This window comes from Pseudoalteromonas piscicida (genome assembly GCF_002208135.1).
GTDB lineage: Bacteria > Pseudomonadota > Gammaproteobacteria > Enterobacterales > Alteromonadaceae > Pseudoalteromonas > Pseudoalteromonas piscicida_A.
Map to the genome: position 1 here is coordinate 1,074,854 of NZ_CP021647.1, position 19,704 is coordinate 1,094,557.

15 protein-coding genes are annotated in these 19,704 nt (G+C 43.4%); 5 read left to right on the forward strand and 10 right to left on the reverse strand.

Annotated elements, in window-relative coordinates; all coding sequences use genetic code 11:
* Positions 1–4: 4 nt before the first annotated feature.
* The 3 genes from B1L02_RS23265 to B1L02_RS23280 all read right to left on the reverse strand — a co-directional run bounded on the left by B1L02_RS23265 (position 5) and on the right by B1L02_RS23280 (position 5,603).
* Positions 5–2,581: a TonB-dependent receptor gene (locus B1L02_RS23265; protein WP_088533072.1), complete on the reverse strand. Its 2,577-nt coding sequence runs from the start codon at positions 2,579–2,581 to the stop codon at positions 5–7.
* 443 nt (positions 2,582–3,024) lie between these two features.
* A complete protein-coding gene (locus B1L02_RS23275; protein ID WP_088533074.1) occupies positions 3,025–4,251 on the reverse strand; it encodes a threonine/serine ThrE exporter family protein in 1,227 nt (408 codons plus the stop codon).
* A 341-nt stretch (positions 4,252–4,592) separates the two neighbouring features.
* Positions 4,593–5,603 carry a LacI family DNA-binding transcriptional regulator gene (locus B1L02_RS23280; protein WP_088533075.1) on the reverse strand — a complete coding sequence of 337 codons (1,011 nt, stop codon included), beginning with the start codon at positions 5,601–5,603 and terminating at the stop codon, positions 4,593–4,595.
* 137 nt (positions 5,604–5,740) lie between these two features.
* Between B1L02_RS23280 and B1L02_RS23285 the strand changes: the two genes are divergently transcribed.
* Positions 5,741–8,224 carry a S9 family peptidase gene (locus B1L02_RS23285; protein WP_088533076.1) on the forward strand — a complete coding sequence of 828 codons (2,484 nt, stop codon included), beginning with the start codon at positions 5,741–5,743 and terminating at the stop codon, positions 8,222–8,224.
* An 80-nt stretch (positions 8,225–8,304) separates the two neighbouring features.
* Here the strand turns inward: B1L02_RS23285 and B1L02_RS23290 are convergent, their stop codons facing one another.
* The 4 genes from B1L02_RS23290 to B1L02_RS23315 form a co-directional block, all read right to left on the reverse strand.
* Positions 8,305–9,153: an EamA family transporter gene (locus B1L02_RS23290; protein WP_088533077.1), complete on the reverse strand. Its 849-nt coding sequence runs from the start codon at positions 9,151–9,153 to the stop codon at positions 8,305–8,307.
* Positions 9,154–9,320: 167 nt separating this feature from the next.
* Positions 9,321–10,121 carry a class I SAM-dependent methyltransferase gene (locus B1L02_RS23295; protein WP_088533078.1) on the reverse strand — a complete coding sequence of 267 codons (801 nt, stop codon included), beginning with the start codon at positions 10,119–10,121 and terminating at the stop codon, positions 9,321–9,323.
* A 734-nt stretch (positions 10,122–10,855) separates the two neighbouring features.
* Positions 10,856–11,104, reverse strand: a complete 249-nt coding sequence (locus tag B1L02_RS23310) for a helix-turn-helix domain-containing protein (protein WP_197697000.1) — start codon at positions 11,102–11,104, stop codon at positions 10,856–10,858.
* A complete protein-coding gene (locus tag B1L02_RS23315) occupies positions 11,070–11,372 on the reverse strand; it encodes a helix-turn-helix domain-containing protein (RefSeq protein ID WP_088533080.1) in 303 nt (100 codons plus the stop codon). The genes B1L02_RS23310 and B1L02_RS23315 overlap by 35 nt, the downstream gene beginning before the upstream one ends.
* A gap of 53 nt (positions 11,373–11,425) precedes the next feature.
* On the opposite strand from B1L02_RS23315, the gene B1L02_RS25255 reads away from it, so the two are divergent.
* Together B1L02_RS25255 and B1L02_RS23335 are read left to right on the forward strand one after the other, a co-directional pair.
* Entirely contained in the window at positions 11,426–13,858 is a 2,433-nt protein-coding gene (locus tag B1L02_RS25255; RefSeq protein ID WP_223192126.1) for a hypothetical protein, read from the forward strand.
* Positions 13,855–14,157 carry a YrhA family protein gene (locus B1L02_RS23335; protein ID WP_232003245.1) on the forward strand — a complete coding sequence of 101 codons (303 nt, stop codon included), beginning with the start codon at positions 13,855–13,857 and terminating at the stop codon, positions 14,155–14,157. Before B1L02_RS25255 ends, B1L02_RS23335 begins: the two co-directional genes overlap by 4 nt.
* 103 nt (positions 14,158–14,260) lie before the next feature.
* On the opposite strand, the gene B1L02_RS23340 is transcribed toward B1L02_RS23335, so the two are convergent.
* From B1L02_RS23340 to B1L02_RS23350, 3 genes are all read right to left on the reverse strand, one after another.
* Entirely contained in the window at positions 14,261–15,343 is a 1,083-nt protein-coding gene (locus B1L02_RS23340; RefSeq protein ID WP_088533081.1) for a methyl-accepting chemotaxis protein, read from the reverse strand.
* Between the two features lie 174 nt (positions 15,344–15,517).
* Complete coding sequence (locus tag B1L02_RS23345; protein WP_232003206.1) at positions 15,518–16,345, reverse strand: GGDEF domain-containing protein; 828 nt, start codon at positions 16,343–16,345, stop codon at positions 15,518–15,520.
* A gap of 82 nt (positions 16,346–16,427) precedes the next feature.
* Positions 16,428–16,850: a DUF3429 domain-containing protein gene (locus B1L02_RS23350; protein WP_088533083.1), complete on the reverse strand. Its 423-nt coding sequence runs from the start codon at positions 16,848–16,850 to the stop codon at positions 16,428–16,430.
* A gap of 228 nt (positions 16,851–17,078) precedes the next feature.
* On the opposite strand from B1L02_RS23350, the gene ahpC reads away from it, so the two are divergent.
* Positions 17,079–17,648, forward strand: a complete 570-nt coding sequence (gene ahpC / locus B1L02_RS23355; RefSeq protein WP_088533084.1) for an alkyl hydroperoxide reductase subunit C — start codon at positions 17,079–17,081, stop codon at positions 17,646–17,648.
* Between the two features lie 106 nt (positions 17,649–17,754).
* Entirely contained in the window at positions 17,755–19,323 is a 1,569-nt protein-coding gene (gene ahpF / locus B1L02_RS23360) for an alkyl hydroperoxide reductase subunit F (protein WP_088533085.1), read from the forward strand.
* Positions 19,324–19,704 lie beyond the last annotated feature (381 nt).

Consider the following 19,704-nt stretch of genomic DNA (forward strand, 5'->3'; position numbering starts at 1 on the left):
GGGGTTAGAAGTTAAATCTAAGCCCCGCGCTAAAGCGCCTTCCATCGGCATAGACACCCGTTAGTGCTTGCTCAACTCCCTTTTCCTGATAGCTAAATGTATGTTCATCCGTTAAGTTGATGGCCTCAAGAATAAATGCCACATTCTCATTGTAGTTATAGGTAAGGTTGGCATCTACTTGACCATAATCGTCAATGTATCCTGGCCAGTCTCGACCTGTATCATACCCTGTTCTGAAGTTGTATGAGATACGGGCACTAATGAATTCGTTTTCATAATAAGAACTCAAGTTAACAGTATGCTCAGAGTTGCCTGGGATAGTGATATCGTTACCTTCATCGTCTTTGGCTTCACCATCTACATAGGTATAGTTGGCAGCTACGCCAAAACCTTCATATAGCTCTTGTTGATAACCGACCTCTAGGCCTTGAATACGGCCAGCCTTACCATTAACAGGACGGCTGATCAGTACTTCTCTACCTTCGTGAGTCTCAAGGGCTGGTTGGCTCTCAATAAACGACTGAATATCTTTGTAGAAAAATACTGCAGAGAATAGACCTGCGTCGCTAAAGTACCACTCGATACCGGTATCAAACTGCGTCGCTCGATATGGGTCGATGTCAGGGTTACCGCCAGTGCCGGTTTGTGTTTCTAGGTTGTATGAAGTTGATGCGGTCATATCGGCGTAATCTGGGCGAGACATAACTCGTGCCGCAGAAAAACGCATTAATAAATCGTCATCTAAGTCAATTGCCAAGTTAATGCTTGGAAGAATGTCGAAGTAGTCCTTTTCTTCCGTAGTCCATATCTCAGCACCTGACTCACCGGCAAACGCGGATGAGGTTTGTTTGGTATTTACAAGTCTTACACCTAAATTACCGCGTAGACCATCCGCATCCAGATTCGCTTTAATGTAGCCTGCGGTAATTTTTTCATTGATATCGAAAGTACTGGCCTTCAATACTCGGTAATTCCAACCCAGCGCATCACCTTCTTGACGTATTTTGTCTGAATCAGTAATCGCATAGCTGCGTGTGGTGCCTGATGAGCCTATGCCTGATAGGTAATCAGATGGCATAGCTTTGGAGTAATCTGCCAGACTCCAGTTTAAGTCGGTACGATTGTCCGTTGTGTGTTTGGTATTAAAACGACTGTGATCGCGATATTTAAAGCCGACTTTTATCTGACTGAAGATAGCAACATCAATTGGGCGCTTAAAATCAGCTTGAAAGTAAGTTTCATCATCTTTCGCATCATTGCTGTCATAGCGTAAAAAGCCTAAATTCCATTTATTACCATCGTTTGGATCGGCGGCATAACTGGTCTTTACGTCTTCCTCTTGTGACGCATCAAAGCTGTGAACATAGTTGCCTTCCCAACCAACGGAGCGATCCGCTTGTGACCCACCCGAACCTTCGGTGTAACCTAAGTGATACGAAGATTCCCAAAGTTGGCCTTGATGTTCGACTTTTAAGTCGTACGATTTGGTTTTGAGCTCAGAGTTACGCACTTTGGTCTCATCCAGAATGTTATTACCATCTGGCGATAAGCCAAGTGTACCGCCCACGGCCATCTTTCCAACCACAGGATGGTCGATAACCGTAATGTCAGTGTATTGTGAGCCGCCGTAACCAGGTAACCAAAGGAAGTTTTGGTTTTCATTATCGGCTTCAAGCGTAGAGTCTAACGCATTAAATACAATGTCCATATTTTCACTTGGACGATATTGCAGGGCGAGGTTTATCCCCGTGCGCACGCGCTGCTGTGAGAACATTGCTGAGCCGCCACCGCCAGGGCTGTAGACATTGTCGACGACGGTACCATCTTCAAGTGTGATATCACGATAGGTCCAAGACCATGCTTCAATACCATCACGACGCAAGTTACGTTCTTGGCGCACGACAGAAATTAAGGCGCCAAAAGATTCATCATCGGTCTTAAAGTTGTACATAGCGGAAAGTTGCGGATCGGTTTCACCTGACACTTCGCTGTGCTGTGCGATAATTGAACCTGCAATTTTATTTGCCTCTAAATCAAGCGGCTTACGTGTTCTAACAATCACGGTTCCACCAATAGAACCTTCGTCAATATCGGCTTCTGGTGATTTGTAAACTTCAAGCCCAGAAATGATTTCAGAGGGTAACATTGTATAGTTAAACCCACGGCTCGCCGCTGAATTAGTCCACCAATCCGCTGAGCCAACGGCTTGTCCATTCAATAAGGTCCGGTTTTGGCTTTCACCTGTGCCTCGAATGCTAACGCGTTCACCTTCACCAAAACTACGCGTGATTGAAACACCGGTAATGCGTTGTAGTGATTCGGCAACGTTTTGATCTGGAAATTTGCCAATGTCCTCGGCGGTTACTGCATCGACAATGGCGTCTGAGTATCTTTTTGTATTGAGTGATTGAACAACGCTGCCACGGATCCCTCTCACTTGAATAACTTCAACTTCACCATTTTTAGCTGCTTCTTGATTGTTGTTTTCTTCAGCGAGCGCTAGACCCGGTGCAAAAAGTACCGAGCCGAGCAAAGATTGGCTGATTAGTACAGCCAGTTTTTTCTTATTATTGCGAAACATAAATTCCCCTTGAGTACTTGTACCAAACAGCCTTAATACTTGCTCAATTTGAAGAAGTAAATCTGACGCTAACGGCGTTAAAAATTTCTTATTTAGAACAACTAAATAGCAAAATTTTTGCCTGGTTATCGACAAGGTTTTCTCGCCTCAAAATAGACCACTTAATTAAGGTAATTGGTATTACTTGTGATTGAGAGATTGATCTCGAGAAAGATTAAACACCAGCGGGGTTTGTTAAATCTTGAATTGAAATGAATAGTTATGAATTTAACGGTTTTTTACTTTAATAATTTTTATTTTATTGAAATATATGGATATAAAATTTTTCTTATTGGAAACTTTGTAGTTTAAGTTAAGTTTACTGGAGTGGATTTACTTAGTTTTTTGTTAACATTCACAACTACAAAGAACTGGAAAGTCGCCTTTCCAGTTCTTTTGGCGCGTTATAAGCTCTTTTTAGGTGGCAGCACAACGTTTGAGAAGATAAGGCCAGCGATAAGAGACATAAATATTAAGAAGGTTTGTTGGCCAATGTGATCCGCATGAACAAAGCTCTGGCCTTCAATCAGTGAATTAAGTCCAATATAGGTTTTAGAACCAGGAACCAGAACAATCAAGCCTTGCATTGCAACAATGGACGCAGGGGCATTCACCACACGGTTAAAGATATTACTAAAGACACCCACTGCAAACGCGCCCACAAAAGTACCGAGTGCATAGTCAAAGTAAACCGCAGAGCTGATACTTGCCGCGTAAGCGATAAAACCTGATGCGAGCGACCAACTTGCATGGCGTAATTTTGTTCTAAAGATAACAACAAGGCTGCTACAGAGTAACAGTACTGCAAGCCAAGCAGTCCAGCGTGGTAGTGGTGATGGCTGTAAAAAGTCAACTTGACCAAAAAACGCAAACCCTAAACTGATCCCCAAAAACGCACCGAAGTAGAGTTTAAATAGCAGCATAATAGAGTCCATCACCCTTGCGGTGCCTGACACTAAGTGCCGAGCTGAGAGTTCAGCGAACCCAAGTGCCAACGCCAAACCTGGTATAAACACGATAATCGCTGAAAGCACCACTAAACGGATATTGATCTGCGGGTCAATGTATACAGACACTGCGCAAGCCGCAACCGCTGATACGATAGCGACCAAAGGCTCAAGCATATGGGTTACACGTTTGGAAATGCTAGCCCAAAGCACAAATAAATAGACCACAAGTGATATTAGTGCTGACCACCAGACATCATTCCAGCTAGTTCCCATCAGCATTGCAAACGCGCCACTTGATGTTGCAAATGCGAGGCCAGTCATTAGCTTATTATACGGGGGTTTTGCGTGCAAAATGGCTTCGAGGCATTGTTCGGCTTCTTGGATTGACAGTTCACCAGATAACACGCGCGTTGCGACATCATCCGTATCTGCCAATGAACCTAAATCGTGGTCGCCGGGATCAACACGCGCCACATGGGTATATTCTTCTTCATGACCTTCGGTCCAAATCACAAAAGTGACAGACGTCGGAGACATGACAAAGGAAGACTTCAACCCTAAGTGAGTGGCTATTTCCATTAAGTGTGCTTCGAGTCGATAGGCAGGGGTACCGTATTTGTGAAGCATTTTGCCTAACTTCACAATAAAGCGGCGTTTCTCTGTAAAGGTTGCGTTATTCAACGAAAGAGAGCCTTAAATATGTAATACCAATTCCACTGAATGAAGCGAATTGGCGAAAATGTTAAAAAGTATGGTGTTTGAAATTAAAAAAATCAAACTGAGTTCATCATGGATACGCGCTGCTAGTAATGTACATATCATTTAGATTTCAGTTATGTTTTTGTACACAAATTTGATATTCGCAACCGGCTATTTGCATAGGTAAATTTGGCGGCCAAGATTGGTGCGAATTCTATCCAGATTCTCAGTAATGTCTATAGTTTTGGCCGCAAATATTTGCATTTTTTATAAACAGGTCTTAACGCTACGTTTCTTGTTAAGCGATGAAGTGGCTCTAGGAGTTACGATGATTCTCTGATCTGTAATGAAACATCCACTAAGGTTCTAACGGCAGGTTGTGACTTATTTAAAATTTCAGACAACGTATGGCATGTCCGCTTACCGATGTCGTCTGCATCAATTCTGACACTCGTTAATGCGGGCTTCATGAGCTGGGAGTCTTGCAAGTCATCAAAACCGACAACTTTGATGTCTTCACCGGGTACCAGTCCGTGATCGCGCATGGCTTCAATTGCACCGTATGCAATGACGTCACTAAAGCAAACGATAGCTTTTATCTCTTTATGGTTGGCGATGAGGGTATTAAACGCTTCTCGCCCCCCTTGACGATTTGTTGGGGCGGCGATTGCAGGTTGATCTTCATTTAATCCATTGAGCTTTAGGGCGCTTTGAAATCCAGACAGTCGCTCATGGTAATCTGAAATTTCAGGGGTACCACCGAGAAAGGCAATATTCTTTATTCCCTGCTCGATGAGGTGAGTCGTTGCTAGGTGAGTCCCTTTTTTATTATCAGGTAGAATACAGGGAGCTTTCGCAAAGGCTACTTCACGCATAATGGTAATAACTGGAAATCCAGAGTCAGCCAATTGGTCCAGCCACTCTCGTGGGGTACTTGGTGCGGGCACCATGACAAAGGCACAAACGTTATATTCTTTAAGTGTGTTAACCACTTGGCGTTGGCGATTAAAGTCTTCGCCAGTATTAACCAACATTGGTACCATACCTAACGCGTAAATATGTTTTTCTAATCCAACAGCAAGCTGTGCTGAATAGGGGTTAGTTAAGTCGTTGATAACAACCGCAACAAGATTAGACTTTTTACTACGTAACGCTGCTGCGTCGCGATTATAGACGTAGCCCAGCTTTTCGATGGCTTTTAATACTTTCTCTTTGCTTTTGTCGCTGACTTTATCACTATGGGTCAGGACAAGGGATACTGTTGATTTAGAAACTTTTGCCTCTTCGGCAACATCGAAAATGGTAACCTTAGCGAGTTTTTTATCGTTGTTCATGCTAATTCGTATCAATTATGGCTGGTTAAGTGTTTAAGTGTACATCAAGTTTTCATCGCATTAAATCGCAAATCTCTGCACATTTCCCGATAATCGTTATATGATCACCCGCTAAACGCCGAAGATAGGTAAATACAGTGAAATTATTAAAACAAATCACATTTATCATATTAATGACAATCGTATCATATACGGTATGTGCACAAGAGCAAGGCTACATGACACCTTCTCCAGAGCTGGCAAAGCTTGTCGATGCACCATTGATCCCAACCTCTAAGTTGAGTGCGAACGGCAATTGGTTGGCCTTGTTACAGCGCAATAGAGTACTCACGCTTGAGGAGCTAGGGCAGCCTGAGCAGGCGCTTGCTGGGATAAAGTTCAACCCACAAACGTTTATGAGAACATCTAGCCGCCAATACAGCTCCATTGAGTTTAAACATGTAGCTACAGGTGCCTTAGTTAAGGTGACCGGTCTACCAAAAGGCAAGGTCAAGTCTCCCAGTTGGAGTGCTGATAGCCGTTACCTTGCGTTTATTCTTGAACAAGAAAATAGTGCTACGCTTTGGGCTTATGATATTGAGCAGCGCAATCTTAAGCAGCTTACCCAATCAACATTAAATGGGGTGGTGACTGCTACTCCATACCAATGGCTACCAGATAGCACCGCGATTATCGCGAATATAGCAATTAATCATGGCAAACAACCAAGCGCAAAAGATAAATCCAGTCTAACGCCAATAGTACAAACCACATCTGGCAAGAAAGCATCAACACGCACTTATCAGAATTTGTTGTCTAGTCCTTATGATATTCAGCTATTTAAGTTCTATTCTGAGGGGCAGCTAATTAAGCTAAATCTTAATGCTAATGCGCAGCAAATTGGTAATCCAACGTATCTTAAGCATTTCTCGGTTTCGCCAGACTCCACAAATCTAGTGGTCGGTATGATGGCAGATCCTTTCTCATTCCAAGTGCCGTACAGCCGTTTTCCTGCGGTATGGCAAGTGTGGGGAATGCGGGGTTATCCATTATTTGAAGTGGCAAGGCAGCCCCTGGCTGACGCATTACCCGCCGGCTTTGATAGCGTTAGAGAAGGTCCTCGCAAGATCCAATGGCGTGACGACCATGGCGCGACGCTAATATGGGCCGAGGCGCAAGATGGTGGAGATATGAGTGCGAAGGTTGACTATCATGACCACCTTTACACAATTAGCTCGCCATTCAAAAAGGAGCCTGAGCTTTTTGCAAAAGTAGAGCGTCGTTTTTCGAGTATTGAATGGGCAGATAATAATGTTGCGATTTTGAATGAATGGCGCTTTGCCGATCGCAGTGTCCGTTCCTCTGTATTTTCTCCGCGTAATCCAGATCAAAATCGCGTGGTGTTTTCAGAGCGTAGCTATAATGATGCATACAAAGATCCTGGCAACTTTGTATATGAAAATAGCGATTTAGGTTCAAGAGTATTGAAGTTAGTTGGAGGCAGGTATTTGTTTTTAACGGGCAACGGTGCATCTGAGAAAGGCAACATTCCTTTCTTAGATCGTTTTGACGTAAAAACCAATACTTCAACTCGTATTTGGCAGTCTAGTGAACCTTATTATGAAAGAGTGCGTGCTATGTTAGATGACGAAGGCATGCGCTTTATTACTGTGCGTGAGTCACGCCAAGAGCAACCTAACTTTTTTGTCCGAGACTTACAATTTGATACATTGGAGCAGCTAACCAAGTTTGTGCATCCCTATCCTGCATTTAAAGGCGTAGTAAAAGAGCAAATCAAGTACAAACGTGATGATGGCGTTGAGTTATCGGGTAATCTTTATCTTCCTACAGATTATGACCCATCAAAAGGCCGCATACCTGTGTTGATGTGGGCTTACCCACTCGAGTTTAAAGACAAAGCCGTTGCCTCGCAGGTGCGTGAGTCGCCTTATCAATTCCCATACATTGGTTATTGGGGACCAATGCCGTATTTAGCAAAAGGTATTGCTGTTTTTGATGATCCGACGATGCCGATTGTTGGTGCTGGTGACACGCAACCAAATGATACCTTTAGGCAGCAACTGGTTGCGAGTGCAAAGGCTGCTGTTGATACCTTGGTAGAAAAAGGTATCGCAGATCCCAAGCGCATAGCGATTGCAGGGCATTCTTATGGAGCATTTATGGTGGCTAACTTACTCGCCCACAGTGATTTGTTTGCCACAGGCATCGCGCGAAGTGGGGCCTATAATCGCACATTGACTCCATTTGGTTTTCAGGGGGAGCCGCGTAACTTCTGGGAAGCACAAGATGTCTATGCCAATATGTCGCCTTTCTTTCATGCGGAAAAAATCAACGAACCTATATTGATGATCCATGGAGAGGAAGATCCAAACTCAGGCACTTTCCCTATGCAGTCTAAACGTATGTTTGCTGCAATGAATGGCTTAGGTGGCAATGCAAGGTTAGTCATGTTGCCAGAAGAAGGCCATGGCTATAAAGCGCGAGAAAGTATTTTACATGTACTTTGGGAGCAAGAGCAGTGGCTTGACAAATACCTGTTCCCCGAGGAGGAGGAAGCTGTGCCTGAAGACGTATCAACAGATGAAATGATACCGGCAACAACTGAAGCGACAGTTAACTAGCAATAAATCGATACGATAGGGGGAAGTAGTAGATCTACTCCTTCTATTTAACCTATTCAATTAGACGAAGCTTAAGTTATCTACTCTTTACTGGACACCGAACTGCCGACTGAAGCGGTAATTACCATAAAAATGGCAAGCCATTGCCAAACAGTTAATAACTCTCCAAGAATTAAAAAGCCAGCCAACGCTGCAACCGCAGGTTCAACGCTCATTAAAATGCTAAATCCTTGTGCGGGCATTTTTCGAAGCGCTACCATTTCTAGGCTATAAGGCAGGGCGCTGGATAATAAACCAATCGCGATACCTAATGGGATCAGTGACCAATCAAGTAGGGCTGCACCTTGAGACACCACGCCAAACGGCACGATAGCAAGGGCTGCAACCGACATGCCAATTGCCACAGTCACCCCGCCGGAGCTTTCATTGCCTGAGCGCTTACCGTAGAGAATATATCCAGCCCAACAAGCGCCAGCAACCAAGGCCAAAGCAACACCGACTGGGTCTAAACCATTGACATCGCCAAGATCTGGTAACAATAGCAAGATCCCCAAAATAGCAAATGCAACCCACAAATAATCTCGTTTCCGTTTAGATGAAAACAGTGCTACGGCGAGCGGCCCGGTAAACTCTAATGCCACACCAATGCCAATAGGGATACGCTCAATGGCATAGTAAAAGGTGATATTCATGCCGCCCAAGCATAGGCCATAAACGATGAGTGGTCGCCAGTTTGTCGGTATATGACGCCAAGGTTTGAACACCAAGCATAAAATAAGAGCTGAAAATCCAAGGCGATATGCTGTGGTACCCTCAGGCCCAACAAACGGAAATAACTGCTTGGCAATAGAGGCACCGGATTGAATGGTGACCATAGCGCAAAGTAGGCATAAAATCGCAATGACAAAGTCGCGGCTAAGTAGTGGCATTGAGACCCCAATAAGATAAATAACAAGCTTAAAAATGGCGATATAAGGCTAGTCTAATCATGTCTAAATAATGGCTCAATTACTTTTGTATATTTTATGCCTTTCTTGGTTTTTGAAATGGTTATTTGTTGATTTATTTACTTTTAATTTTCAATGTTTTCTTTTTATTATCGTTCCAATTTTGATTGTGTACTCAGGTAGTTAAGCCACGCACTTTCATGTCTTTGCATATTTTTATGCTTTTTTGAGCTAAAGTGTGCGAGCTTATCGCTGTCATTGATAAAAGGGCCAGCTCTACAAATAGTACAGTAATTATCGCCCAAATAATCAGGTACTTTGAGCTTTTCTTTGATGGCGTGAGCTGGGTTAACAGACCAGTAATAGCTAATACCGCTGGTGTCTTTTACGTGTTTATCACGGTCGACATTACGAATTTGATACTCTGGGAACTGTGAAATCTCAAACCGAGATTGGCCGAGGTAATATTGTTCAAGTCCGTTGATCAGGCTGCCTTCTAGATTCCACTCAATATAGGGCTTTACGTCCTTTGAGGTAATGACCCCGAGTTGAACGCCGTCAGGGTCAAGTGCATATGCCGCTGCGTTTATTAAGAATTCTCGCAGCAATTTCCGATTGAGGCTGTTAACGCTCAAGGTTTGGTTTTGGAAGCTTTCAAATGAATCAAATGCAGGAATGAGAGGAAATTGAAAAATAACCGCATCAAAGGCATGCGGCGGCACTTTTTGCCAACAATGCGCCTCAGTGACATCAAATTGAGTCACTACAGTAACCCCTAAATCATGCAGCTTATCAAAAGCATTATCTTGATATTTATGCTTAAGTTCACTTTCACTGTCGTAAACACTGGCAGTAAGATGGGCTGGTGCAAAATGTTTTGCTAATGAATATGAGAAGCTTAAATCGCCGTCACCTACGGTAAGAATACGCCAGTTTTTATCGAGTATCATGTAACAGTCTAAATCAGTAAAAGGAGGAGTTTATCAAATCCGGCTATTATCTTGTAGCAATTGGCTCTTTTATTAGTTTAAAACCAACTAGACAAAATACACCAGCCAAAAACCAAATTCCTCCAGCCAGCATTGCAAAACTGGTGGCTTTTTCAGGGAAAACAATGGCTAGCGGCAGTGTAATTGCTCCCCTTACTAAACATAACGTTGAAATAGTAAAGGTGGCGGGGCGAAGCATTGGTAATGGTTTGATCCACTTGAGGGCGGAAAGTGCGTAGGCGGCCAAACGTACGCAAAGTCACTTTAAATACTTCCCCCAGTCTTGTGCCTGCCATAGCATTTTGTGCGGTTTGGATCGTTGGTTTATCTGTCCGTTTTGCTCGTCAGCTATAAGTTTTCGTTGTGTACCTTTTTGCTCACGTTGACGATACGCTAACGCACATAATGGGCACTTAGTATCTTGATGCAGTCCAGAGAGACTAAAAAAAGAACACTTTCCTATTGAAAAGCAGTGGGCACAAGCGAAATCAATCAGGCGCAAGTTTCGCTGCTCTATAGAAGAGCTGTTTACTAAGCACTTGGACTATCGCAATTTATTTTGATCCAGCTATAGATAAGCATAATCAAACTGTTGTTGTTTGACTGCTCTAGGCCGGGTTCCCTTTTTTGCCCAAAGGCGTGTCGTGGTGTTTTGCTGACCAAATCTGGCCTCGTCTTGAAACCAGATATCCACGTCATTCAGGTTGATAAATAGCGGGATCGTTTTGATCAATTCCGTTTGCAGTTTTTTTAAAGTCCTGCTGAACTTGTTCGGACTGTTTCGGGTGGCGAGAGCGGCTAGTTATCCAGCTAAAGCCTAATTTTTCCAATAATTTATAAATCGCATTAGGGTGGTAAGAGACGTTAAATTCATCTTCAATGTATTGCTTTATACGATACCCTGTCAGCCTACCACCGTTGTCTATTTTGACTGTATTTTTCAATATATTGGAACAGTTGTGTCTGCTGCGCATCGTTTAAATAACAACGTTTACCGATAGGTTTTTTAGCGTCAAGGCCAGTGAGCCCCTCGTTAAGGTAGCGCTTCACCCACTCATTTACCATTCTTCTGCTGACATGTAGCATGGCAGCAATTTGCGTTTTATTGTGGTTATCACGGTAGTGCGCTACCGCTAAATAACGGATCTTTTTACGCGCGTCTTTTTCTGATTTAGCGAACTTGAAAAGTTCGGCAGAAGTATGAGTATTCAAAGTTTATTTGTCAGTTGGAAAATAAATACAATTAGATCACAAATCATTACTTAATGGTATCAGTAAAGCGCCTCACACAATATGCCTGTCGCGGTCAAAAGCAACCGACAGGATTACACTTTCCACTGCTGCCAGACAGTAATGTGCTCATCGGTTGCATGAACAACGACCCTGACCAAAGTTACTTGTTAGGGTTTGCCCTTAACGACACCCAACCGTCGGTTGTTACTAGCGCCAATAACACCCAAAACGTGTTGTGCTCTCGCGGCCAAAACCTGTTGATGTTTGATGACACCCCAAATACCCCGCATATTGTGTTGCAAACCCTAGCGAGCAATCAGTACTTAGTCTTACATGGGGATAAAAAGCAGCCCTATATTCACTGGCTTGCGCAACTTGGTGCGATGAATATTTTTGCGGCCAAAGACATACAACTTGGCAGTGTTAAAAGCGCAATTCGACTACTCACCAATAAAACCTTTATTGCCAGCGCCAAACAACAACTGGCACTGGAGAGTAAAAAGTCGGTGATTATTGATGCAGCAACCAACCTAGACGTCACCGCCAATCAAATTGACGTCAGCGCCAAACAAAATTTGACCCTTAAGGCGGGTCGCAGCCATCGCAGTGTTATCCAAAGTGATATAAACCTCAAGGCAGACAATAACCTTACCATCACCGCCCCAGCGGGAAGTCAAATCATTCAAAGTCAAGGCAATATCGCAGTAAAAGGCAATGGCTCTGGCAACCTCGCCCTTGCCAATGGTGGCAGTGAAATCAGTATTGACTCAAGTGGTAACGTCAACATCTTTGCAGACAAGTTACTGACCTTAAAAGGCAAAGCCATGACCGTGTTTGACGGCAGCATGGAGCAAGATATTGGTGGTAAACAAAGCGCCACGATGCCGAGTGTACCGCAAATTCAAGCCCTCTCTGAGAATGCTCGACTCTCACTGGCCGCCGATGGCGTCGCCACCATGATGAGCAGTACCATTGAGTTGTCTTATACCTATCAAGATGGCAGCCCAATTATGGGCGCGCCTTATACCATTCGATTTGCAAACGGCACAGCGCTGACCGGTAACTTAGATGACAGCGGTAAAGCAAAAATCGAGAATGCCCCGCCCGGTCAATACACCGTGCAATATGGTGAGGATAAACGCGATTACCTGCCAGAAGATAATCGCCCTAAAAACCCACTGTATGGACAAATCACCCCAGCGCAAGCCGCTGAAATGGTACGCAGCGGCAATACCGCACCACTGATAGAAGCCAATGGCATTGCAACTCAAGCAGGTGATTGGTTATGGGGCACACTACAAGGCGACTTTAATCAAAACCCCTCCACGTCACAAATCGTGGTAGGTACCTTGATTTCCATGATACCGATTATCGACCAAGTCATGGATTTACGAGATATCACCGCCAATGTCATGTTACTGACTGACGATGATGAAGCCAACGACACTGACGCTTGGCTGGCCTTTACCCTTACGGGTATTGGTTTGGTGCCAGTAGTGGGCTCAGCAGTCAAAGGCGTAGGTAAGGTTATCTTAAAAAATACTGGAGAATCGCTCTCTGCTGCGCTTGCCGTTTTACGCAAGCTCGGTAAAGGCGACCCAGTTAAATACCTAAGAGACATCAACTGGCAAGACCTAGGAAAACAATCCGCCACGGAAGTAAAAAACATCGTCAAAGGCCTGCGCGATTCACTTGATGACATGTCTACCAGTTGGCACTACGACCTACTGCTTCCAGACGCCGCTATCGAAGGCATGCAAGCCACGGTAAAACGCCTAGACGACGTCACCCCCAAAATCGACCAGCATATGCAACAAGCCGCCCAAGAAATCGGACAGCGAGTTAATAAAGCACTGGATGAATATCAAGGGGAGTTACCACAGGTTGGCGTTACCAATGTGCCGAAGAAATCTAAAGCGCCGGAGCTTTCAGCTCCAGAAGGAAACGATCTCAAAGGTGCCCCTGTTAACAAAGTTAATCCGCCATCACGCAAAACGCCTAGTGACTTTACGCAACATAAATCACTAAACCATAGAAAAGCGGCTGCGGGTGAGTACAATGCCCATCAATTAATGACGGAAAAAGGCTATACACCATTAGGTAAAACCGACGGTAATTTTAAGCCCGGCGAAACTGGTATAGATGGGATCTATTTACACCCAAATCCACCACCTGATTTTGTGATCACCGAAGCCAAATACAATAAGGCGCGTTTAGGTAAAACTAAAAATGGTAAACAAATGAGTAATGAGTGGGTAACAGAAAAAAGATTCCCGAAGGTTTGGTTTATCCTAAGTGAGATGATGATGAGCGTACTAATCAATTTGATCGAACAGAAAAACAAAATAGAAGAATCGAAATACCAAGAAGGTTTTTTACTTCCTCCCGCAACTGAGAAACAACTTATAAAGCTGCAAGAAAACTCATTAAGATTTTTAAGGGGAAAATATCAGACCAGTTTATAGAATTATTAAAAATTTCAAATGGTTTTTCTGTAAATGGTTTAAACGTGTATGGTACAAACACCTTCGAAAGTCCAATTTATCTTCCAGGTATAATTGAAGCCAATGAATCATTTTATGAAGAGTGCTCCCTGAAGCAATTTATTGCATATGCTGATGAAAACATGAGTCGTGTAGTTTTCAATTTGAACACCCGACTCTATGCTGTCATAGATAGAGTTACCTGGGAAATAATTGATGAGTATGAAACGTTTGAAGAAGCGTTACTTGCATTAATTGAGGAGAGTTGTGTGTTTGAATAATGCATACCAACTCAAGATTACATGAAAAGTTACCCGCTTTCAATCGGTGACTGCCAGTCTACGTGTTAAGCGGGTAAATTGAAAAGCTTTGTAGTGCTTTTTATCAATGCCCTAGTTGGTCGAGTAAGTCCATCACTTCAACGCTGGCATGTTCCATTTGGTTAAGCTGTTTTACTGCGCCTTGAGAATCGCCGGCTTTAAACTTTTTCATTGCCTCTACACCAGCTCTATGCACTTCTTTGTGCGGAGCTTCTAGACGTTTGAACGCGTTGTGACTACCAAATTTTTGAGCGCCATCGCCACTAAACCACTTACCTAAGCGGCACATCGTATGATCGGCAAAGTCGCTGATGTTCTTATGGCTATTACCAATAATAACGTTATATACGTCTCCTTTCCAAACGACATGATCGAGCTTTACTGTCTGAATAAAGGTTTGAGTAGTAGAGACTAAAATGGTGTCTTTCATTGAGTCACAACAACTTACAATCCCTTCGTATTCATCGTTTAGGTGTCCAATACTATCAGATAGCGTGATATTAGACGCTTGGATTTCTTCCACGGCACTCACAGTTGTGTGGGTCGTATCGATGATTTTTTTGACCAGATCGGAGACTTCGTTGGCGGATTCATTGGTGTTGGTTGCCAGGGCGCGAACCTCGTCGGCTACAACCGAAAAGCCGCGGCCTGCTTCACCTGCTCGGGCGGCTTCAATAGCTGCATTAAGTGCTAACAGGTTAGTTTGATCCGAGATTTTCGAAATCGTGGTAACAAACGTATTAATGCTATCTGCCATCTGTGATAGACCTGAAATATTGGTGGTCATCCTGTCCATATTGCCGCCAAGCTGCTCCATTCCCGCAAGTATTTTACGCAGCGCGGTTTCAGATTTAGAAAAGGCGGAGTTCACTTGTTCAATGGAATGGCTTTCTTCTTCGATACTCATAAAGCTTGCAAGAACAGTTTCACGGATCCCTTGTACTTGGCTTAACCCAGTCAATGCACACTGCAGTAGCTGATTATCAGTATTATCATTGAGTGCCGCTTGTGAAGTTACAACTTCTTGTTTTAAAGACTCATTTTCAGCAGTTAACTGTGCATTAGCGTGCTTTAAACTGGCGATTTCTTGCTGGGCTTGTAATAAGGCTTGTTGGGTTTCATTGTTTGTAAATAGTTTTGCAAACACGTTATCTTCCCTTGTAACTTGATATTAACGCAAGCTTAGCAATCATTGGAACATAGTGCTAGCGCTTTCGGCTTTAAAAAACTTATAAATTTAGAGAAGTTAGCACAGAGTTTGGATTGGATTGTGATGCTTACAGCGCCATTGAAGTTTAGTCAATAAATCAATGCAGAAGTACTACCCTCTAGCGCTAGATCTGAGTGATTTACCGCGTTTATCGCCATACATATGCTCATCGGCTTCATGAATGAGCTGATCTGCTTGTTTAGCCGGGTCGACTTTGACCATTCCAATACTGACGTTAATTTTGTAATCGAGTAATCCATTTAATAATGCCGCTCTTACTTCGTCTGTATCTGGAAGCACAGTATTAATATAGACAATAAATTCGTCACCACCGATACGAAAGCTGTAGTCTAAGCCAAAGTAATCTTTCATATTCTGGGTAAATTTAATCAAAACTTCGTCACCAATATGGTGACCATAGTTGTCATTAACTTGCTTAAAATTATCCAAGTCGAGGTAGAGTAGCCATTGATTATCAAAGCGATGTGTTTTCAGCCCTTCAAAACAAGCGCGACGGCTTCCTACGCCTGTCATCGCATCGTGGTTAGCTTCATATCGCATCCGCTCTTCTAACAATTTTCTTCTTTCTACTTCTTTTTTTAGTTCTGCGATGCTGGCTCTTTTATTGGTGATCATGCAGTAAAAACCAAAGCTGATGAGTAAAAAACCGATATTTTTCAAAGAAGTGTCAAAATTAAGTAAGGGAATGGAAAAACCGTTGGTAAAATTATCAATAATATCAAGGAGTAGCCCCGCACAATACACAAGTAGGGCAAGGCGCAAAAACGGGTTAGCGATTTCTCTGGTGATCAAATTAAATAAAGTGAAAGAAATACCAAACCAGAACAACTCTTCGTAGCTCTCGTATTCGTAATGACCGGCATAGTACATGTAGCCACCAAAAAGAATGATGGCTATCCATATAATTAATGGTGGCAATGCGGCTTTGATCAAATTACTTTGGCTTCTGATGCTTCAGTTATCTTTAGTTATAGTTAACTGAGCTTCAGAAGCAAGTCACTTATGCACTTAACTCAAGCGCTTGAGCAATCATAAATAGATGACTAACAAAGACTAGGGAAGTCAGTACCGTTCGCATTTTTTGATAGTCTTTATGATAGTCACCCCAGCGAGACGAGCTGCGCTCTATAAAATATACAAGCCAATATGAGGTGGCGAGGTATAAGAGCAGCCATTGTGGTGCTGCCACACTGAGTAATGGGTAAGGGATCACGACAATTACGGCCAATATTGCTTGTTTGTAGGTTTGCTCTTCTGGACGCCATAAACTTCCGGCCATAAAGGCTAGAATCCCCAGACTGTAAAATTGAAAAGCATGAAGCACGTCACTTGATGCACCAGTCATTAGTGTCCATGCGACACACGCTAAGAAGGGAAGAAAGCCAAAGTAACCAAGTTGAATATGATTGAAGTACGGGTGCATAGTCACGCTCTGTCTAATAAATTGCTTGGATCATACCGTAATTATCTTATTTTTATACTCTTACGCTGATTTAGTTGATCACTTGAAAGAGAGTTATCAGTTTTTTCGATTGCAGTGATTCAAACAATCCATTTTATTTAATAATCACTTCCCCTTATCTTTGTACTCAAGCCAAGGCGAACAGTAATCGCCGACATTATTTTAAACTCAACAACAGTGAGGAAAGCGATGAGCACTTCATTAATCAATACTAAAATTCAACCATTCAACGCAACGGCATACCACGGTGGCGACTTTATAGAAGTTTCTGAGCAAGACCTACTTGGTAAATGGTCAATCGTATTCTTCTACCCAGCCGATTTCACTTTTGTATGTCCAACAGAGCTTGGAGACTTAGCTGACTACTATGCACAGCTACAAGAAATGGGTGTCGAAGTTTACTCTGTCTCAACAGACACGCACTTCACGCACAAAGCTTGGCACGATGCGTCAGACACCATTAAGAAGATCCAATTCCCAATGATTGGTGACCCAACAGGCCGTATTACTCGTAACTTCGGTGTGATGATCGAAGAAGAAGGTCTAGCACTTCGCGGTACTTTTGTTATCAACCCTGAGGGTGAAATCAAAGTTATCGAAACGCATGACCTAGGTATTGGTCGCAGCGCCAAAGAGCTAGTACGTAAAGTGCAAGCAGCTCAATACATCGCATCTCACGATGGTGAAGTATGTCCAGCTTCTTGGCAGCCAGGTGAAGAAACACTAGCACCTTCACTAGACCTAGTTGGTAAAATCTAACTTGTCAACGGGAGTGCCGCATGCACTCCCATCTCAACCATCTAGATGAATCAAACTCATCGTTTTTGCGAATTTTTACTGTAGTTTCTGCAGAGGGTTACCTTATATGTTAGACAACCAAATTAAAACTCAACTACAAAGCCATTTTAGCTCTCTACAACGCCCGATTGAACTCGTCATTACTGTTGATGACAGTAAAAAATCGCAAGAGCTAAAAGGGTTAGCACAAGACTTGGCATCATTGAGCGACAAAATTACGCTATCTGAATCAAGTGAAGGTGAGCGTATCCCGCAAATGGTGGTGCGCGGCATTGAAACGAAGAGTGAAATTACATTTGCCGGTGTTCCTATGGGGCATGAGTTTACCAGCTTGGTACTTGCATTATTGCATTCAGGCGGGCATGCCACTAAAGCATCAGCAGACGAGTTGGAACTTCTCAGGAATATAGACAAAGTATTGAACTTTGAGGTTTACATCTCACTGAGCTGCCAAACTTGCCCGCAAGTGGTGCAGGCTCTGAATCTCATGGCGGCTGTCAACCCAAATATCACCACTACCATGATTGATGGCGCTTTATTCCAAGAAGAAGTGGAATCGCGCAACATCATGGCAGTGCCAACAGTGTACTTAAATGGTGAGCAATTCAGCCAAGGTGCTGTGAGCTTAAGCGATATTTTATTAAAACTTGATAGCAAAGCAGGTGAAAAGCAGGCGGCATTACTTAACGAGAAAGACGTGTTTGACGTGCTGGTTGTCGGTGGTGGTCCTGCTGGTGCATCAGCGGCAATCTATGCTGCCCGTAAAGGGCTAAATACCGGAGTAGTTGCTGAGCGCTTCGGTGGCCAAGTTGCTGATACGTTGGGTATTGAGAACTTTATCTCTGTACAGAAAACCGAAGGTCCTAAGCTGGTTGCACAGTTAGAAGAGCATGTTAACCAGTATGGCGTTGACGTGATGAAAAACCAGCGTGCAGCGGCAATCAACAAGAGCGAAACCATTGATATCACGCTCGAAAGCGGCGCGGTGTTAAAAGCCAAATCTGTGGTATTGGCGACCGGCGCGCGATGGAGAAGCATGAATGTCCCCGGCGAAACAGAGTACAAGGGTCGAGGCGTAGCATATTGTCCACACTGTGATGGTCCGCTATTTAGGGGGAAACCTGTTGCTGTCATCGGCGGTGGTAACTCAGGCATCGAAGCGGCTATTGATTTGGCAAATATTGTTGAGCACGTCACAGTATTAGAATTTGCCGATACGCTTAGAGCCGACGAAGTGCTGATTAAAAAGGCGAAAAGTCTCGCGAACATTACTATTATCAAAAATGCGCAAACGACCGAAGTCGTTGGTGATGGCAACAAAGTTGTAGGCCTTAATTACACAGACAGAGTGAGCGGTGGCTCTCATTCATTGGCATTAGCCGGCATTTTTGTGCAAATCGGGCTTGTGCCAAATACCGAATGGTTACAGTCGAGTGAAGTTGCACTTAGCCGCTTTGGTGAAATCGAAATTGATAGTAAGGGCGCGACAAGTCTGGCGGGCGTTTACGCGGCAGGCGACGCAACCTCCACACCATTTAAGCAAATTATCATTGCGATGGGCGGCGGAGCGACAGCAAGTCTAGGCGCTTTTGACTACCTAATTCGCTTAGGACAAGACGACGAACAAGCTGCTTAATCTCTCGCCTTATCGGAAAGAATCATTGCAACCTTACACCCATGCAATGCTCCCAAGCCACACCCCAACAACGGTGTGGCTTTTTTATTTATTTACCACATACCCACCTCAGGCTGTCGTTATTTGTTTTACACATGGTGTAGCGAAATCATATGAGTAAGCGATCGTAACATAATTTAAAGTGGAAAATTTGTTTCTATATTCGCAACTATGTGCCTGTTATTTACGCTGAAAAGAGGTTTCTCTATGTTTCAACAGTAATTTTGTAAATAAAAAATGAAGCAACTCAATCGAAATATCAATCTCATTTTCCGTAACTGTTTAATTAATATCGACTTAATGTTTATGGAAAGGTTTGGTTTTGTTTTTGTAGTGTTAATT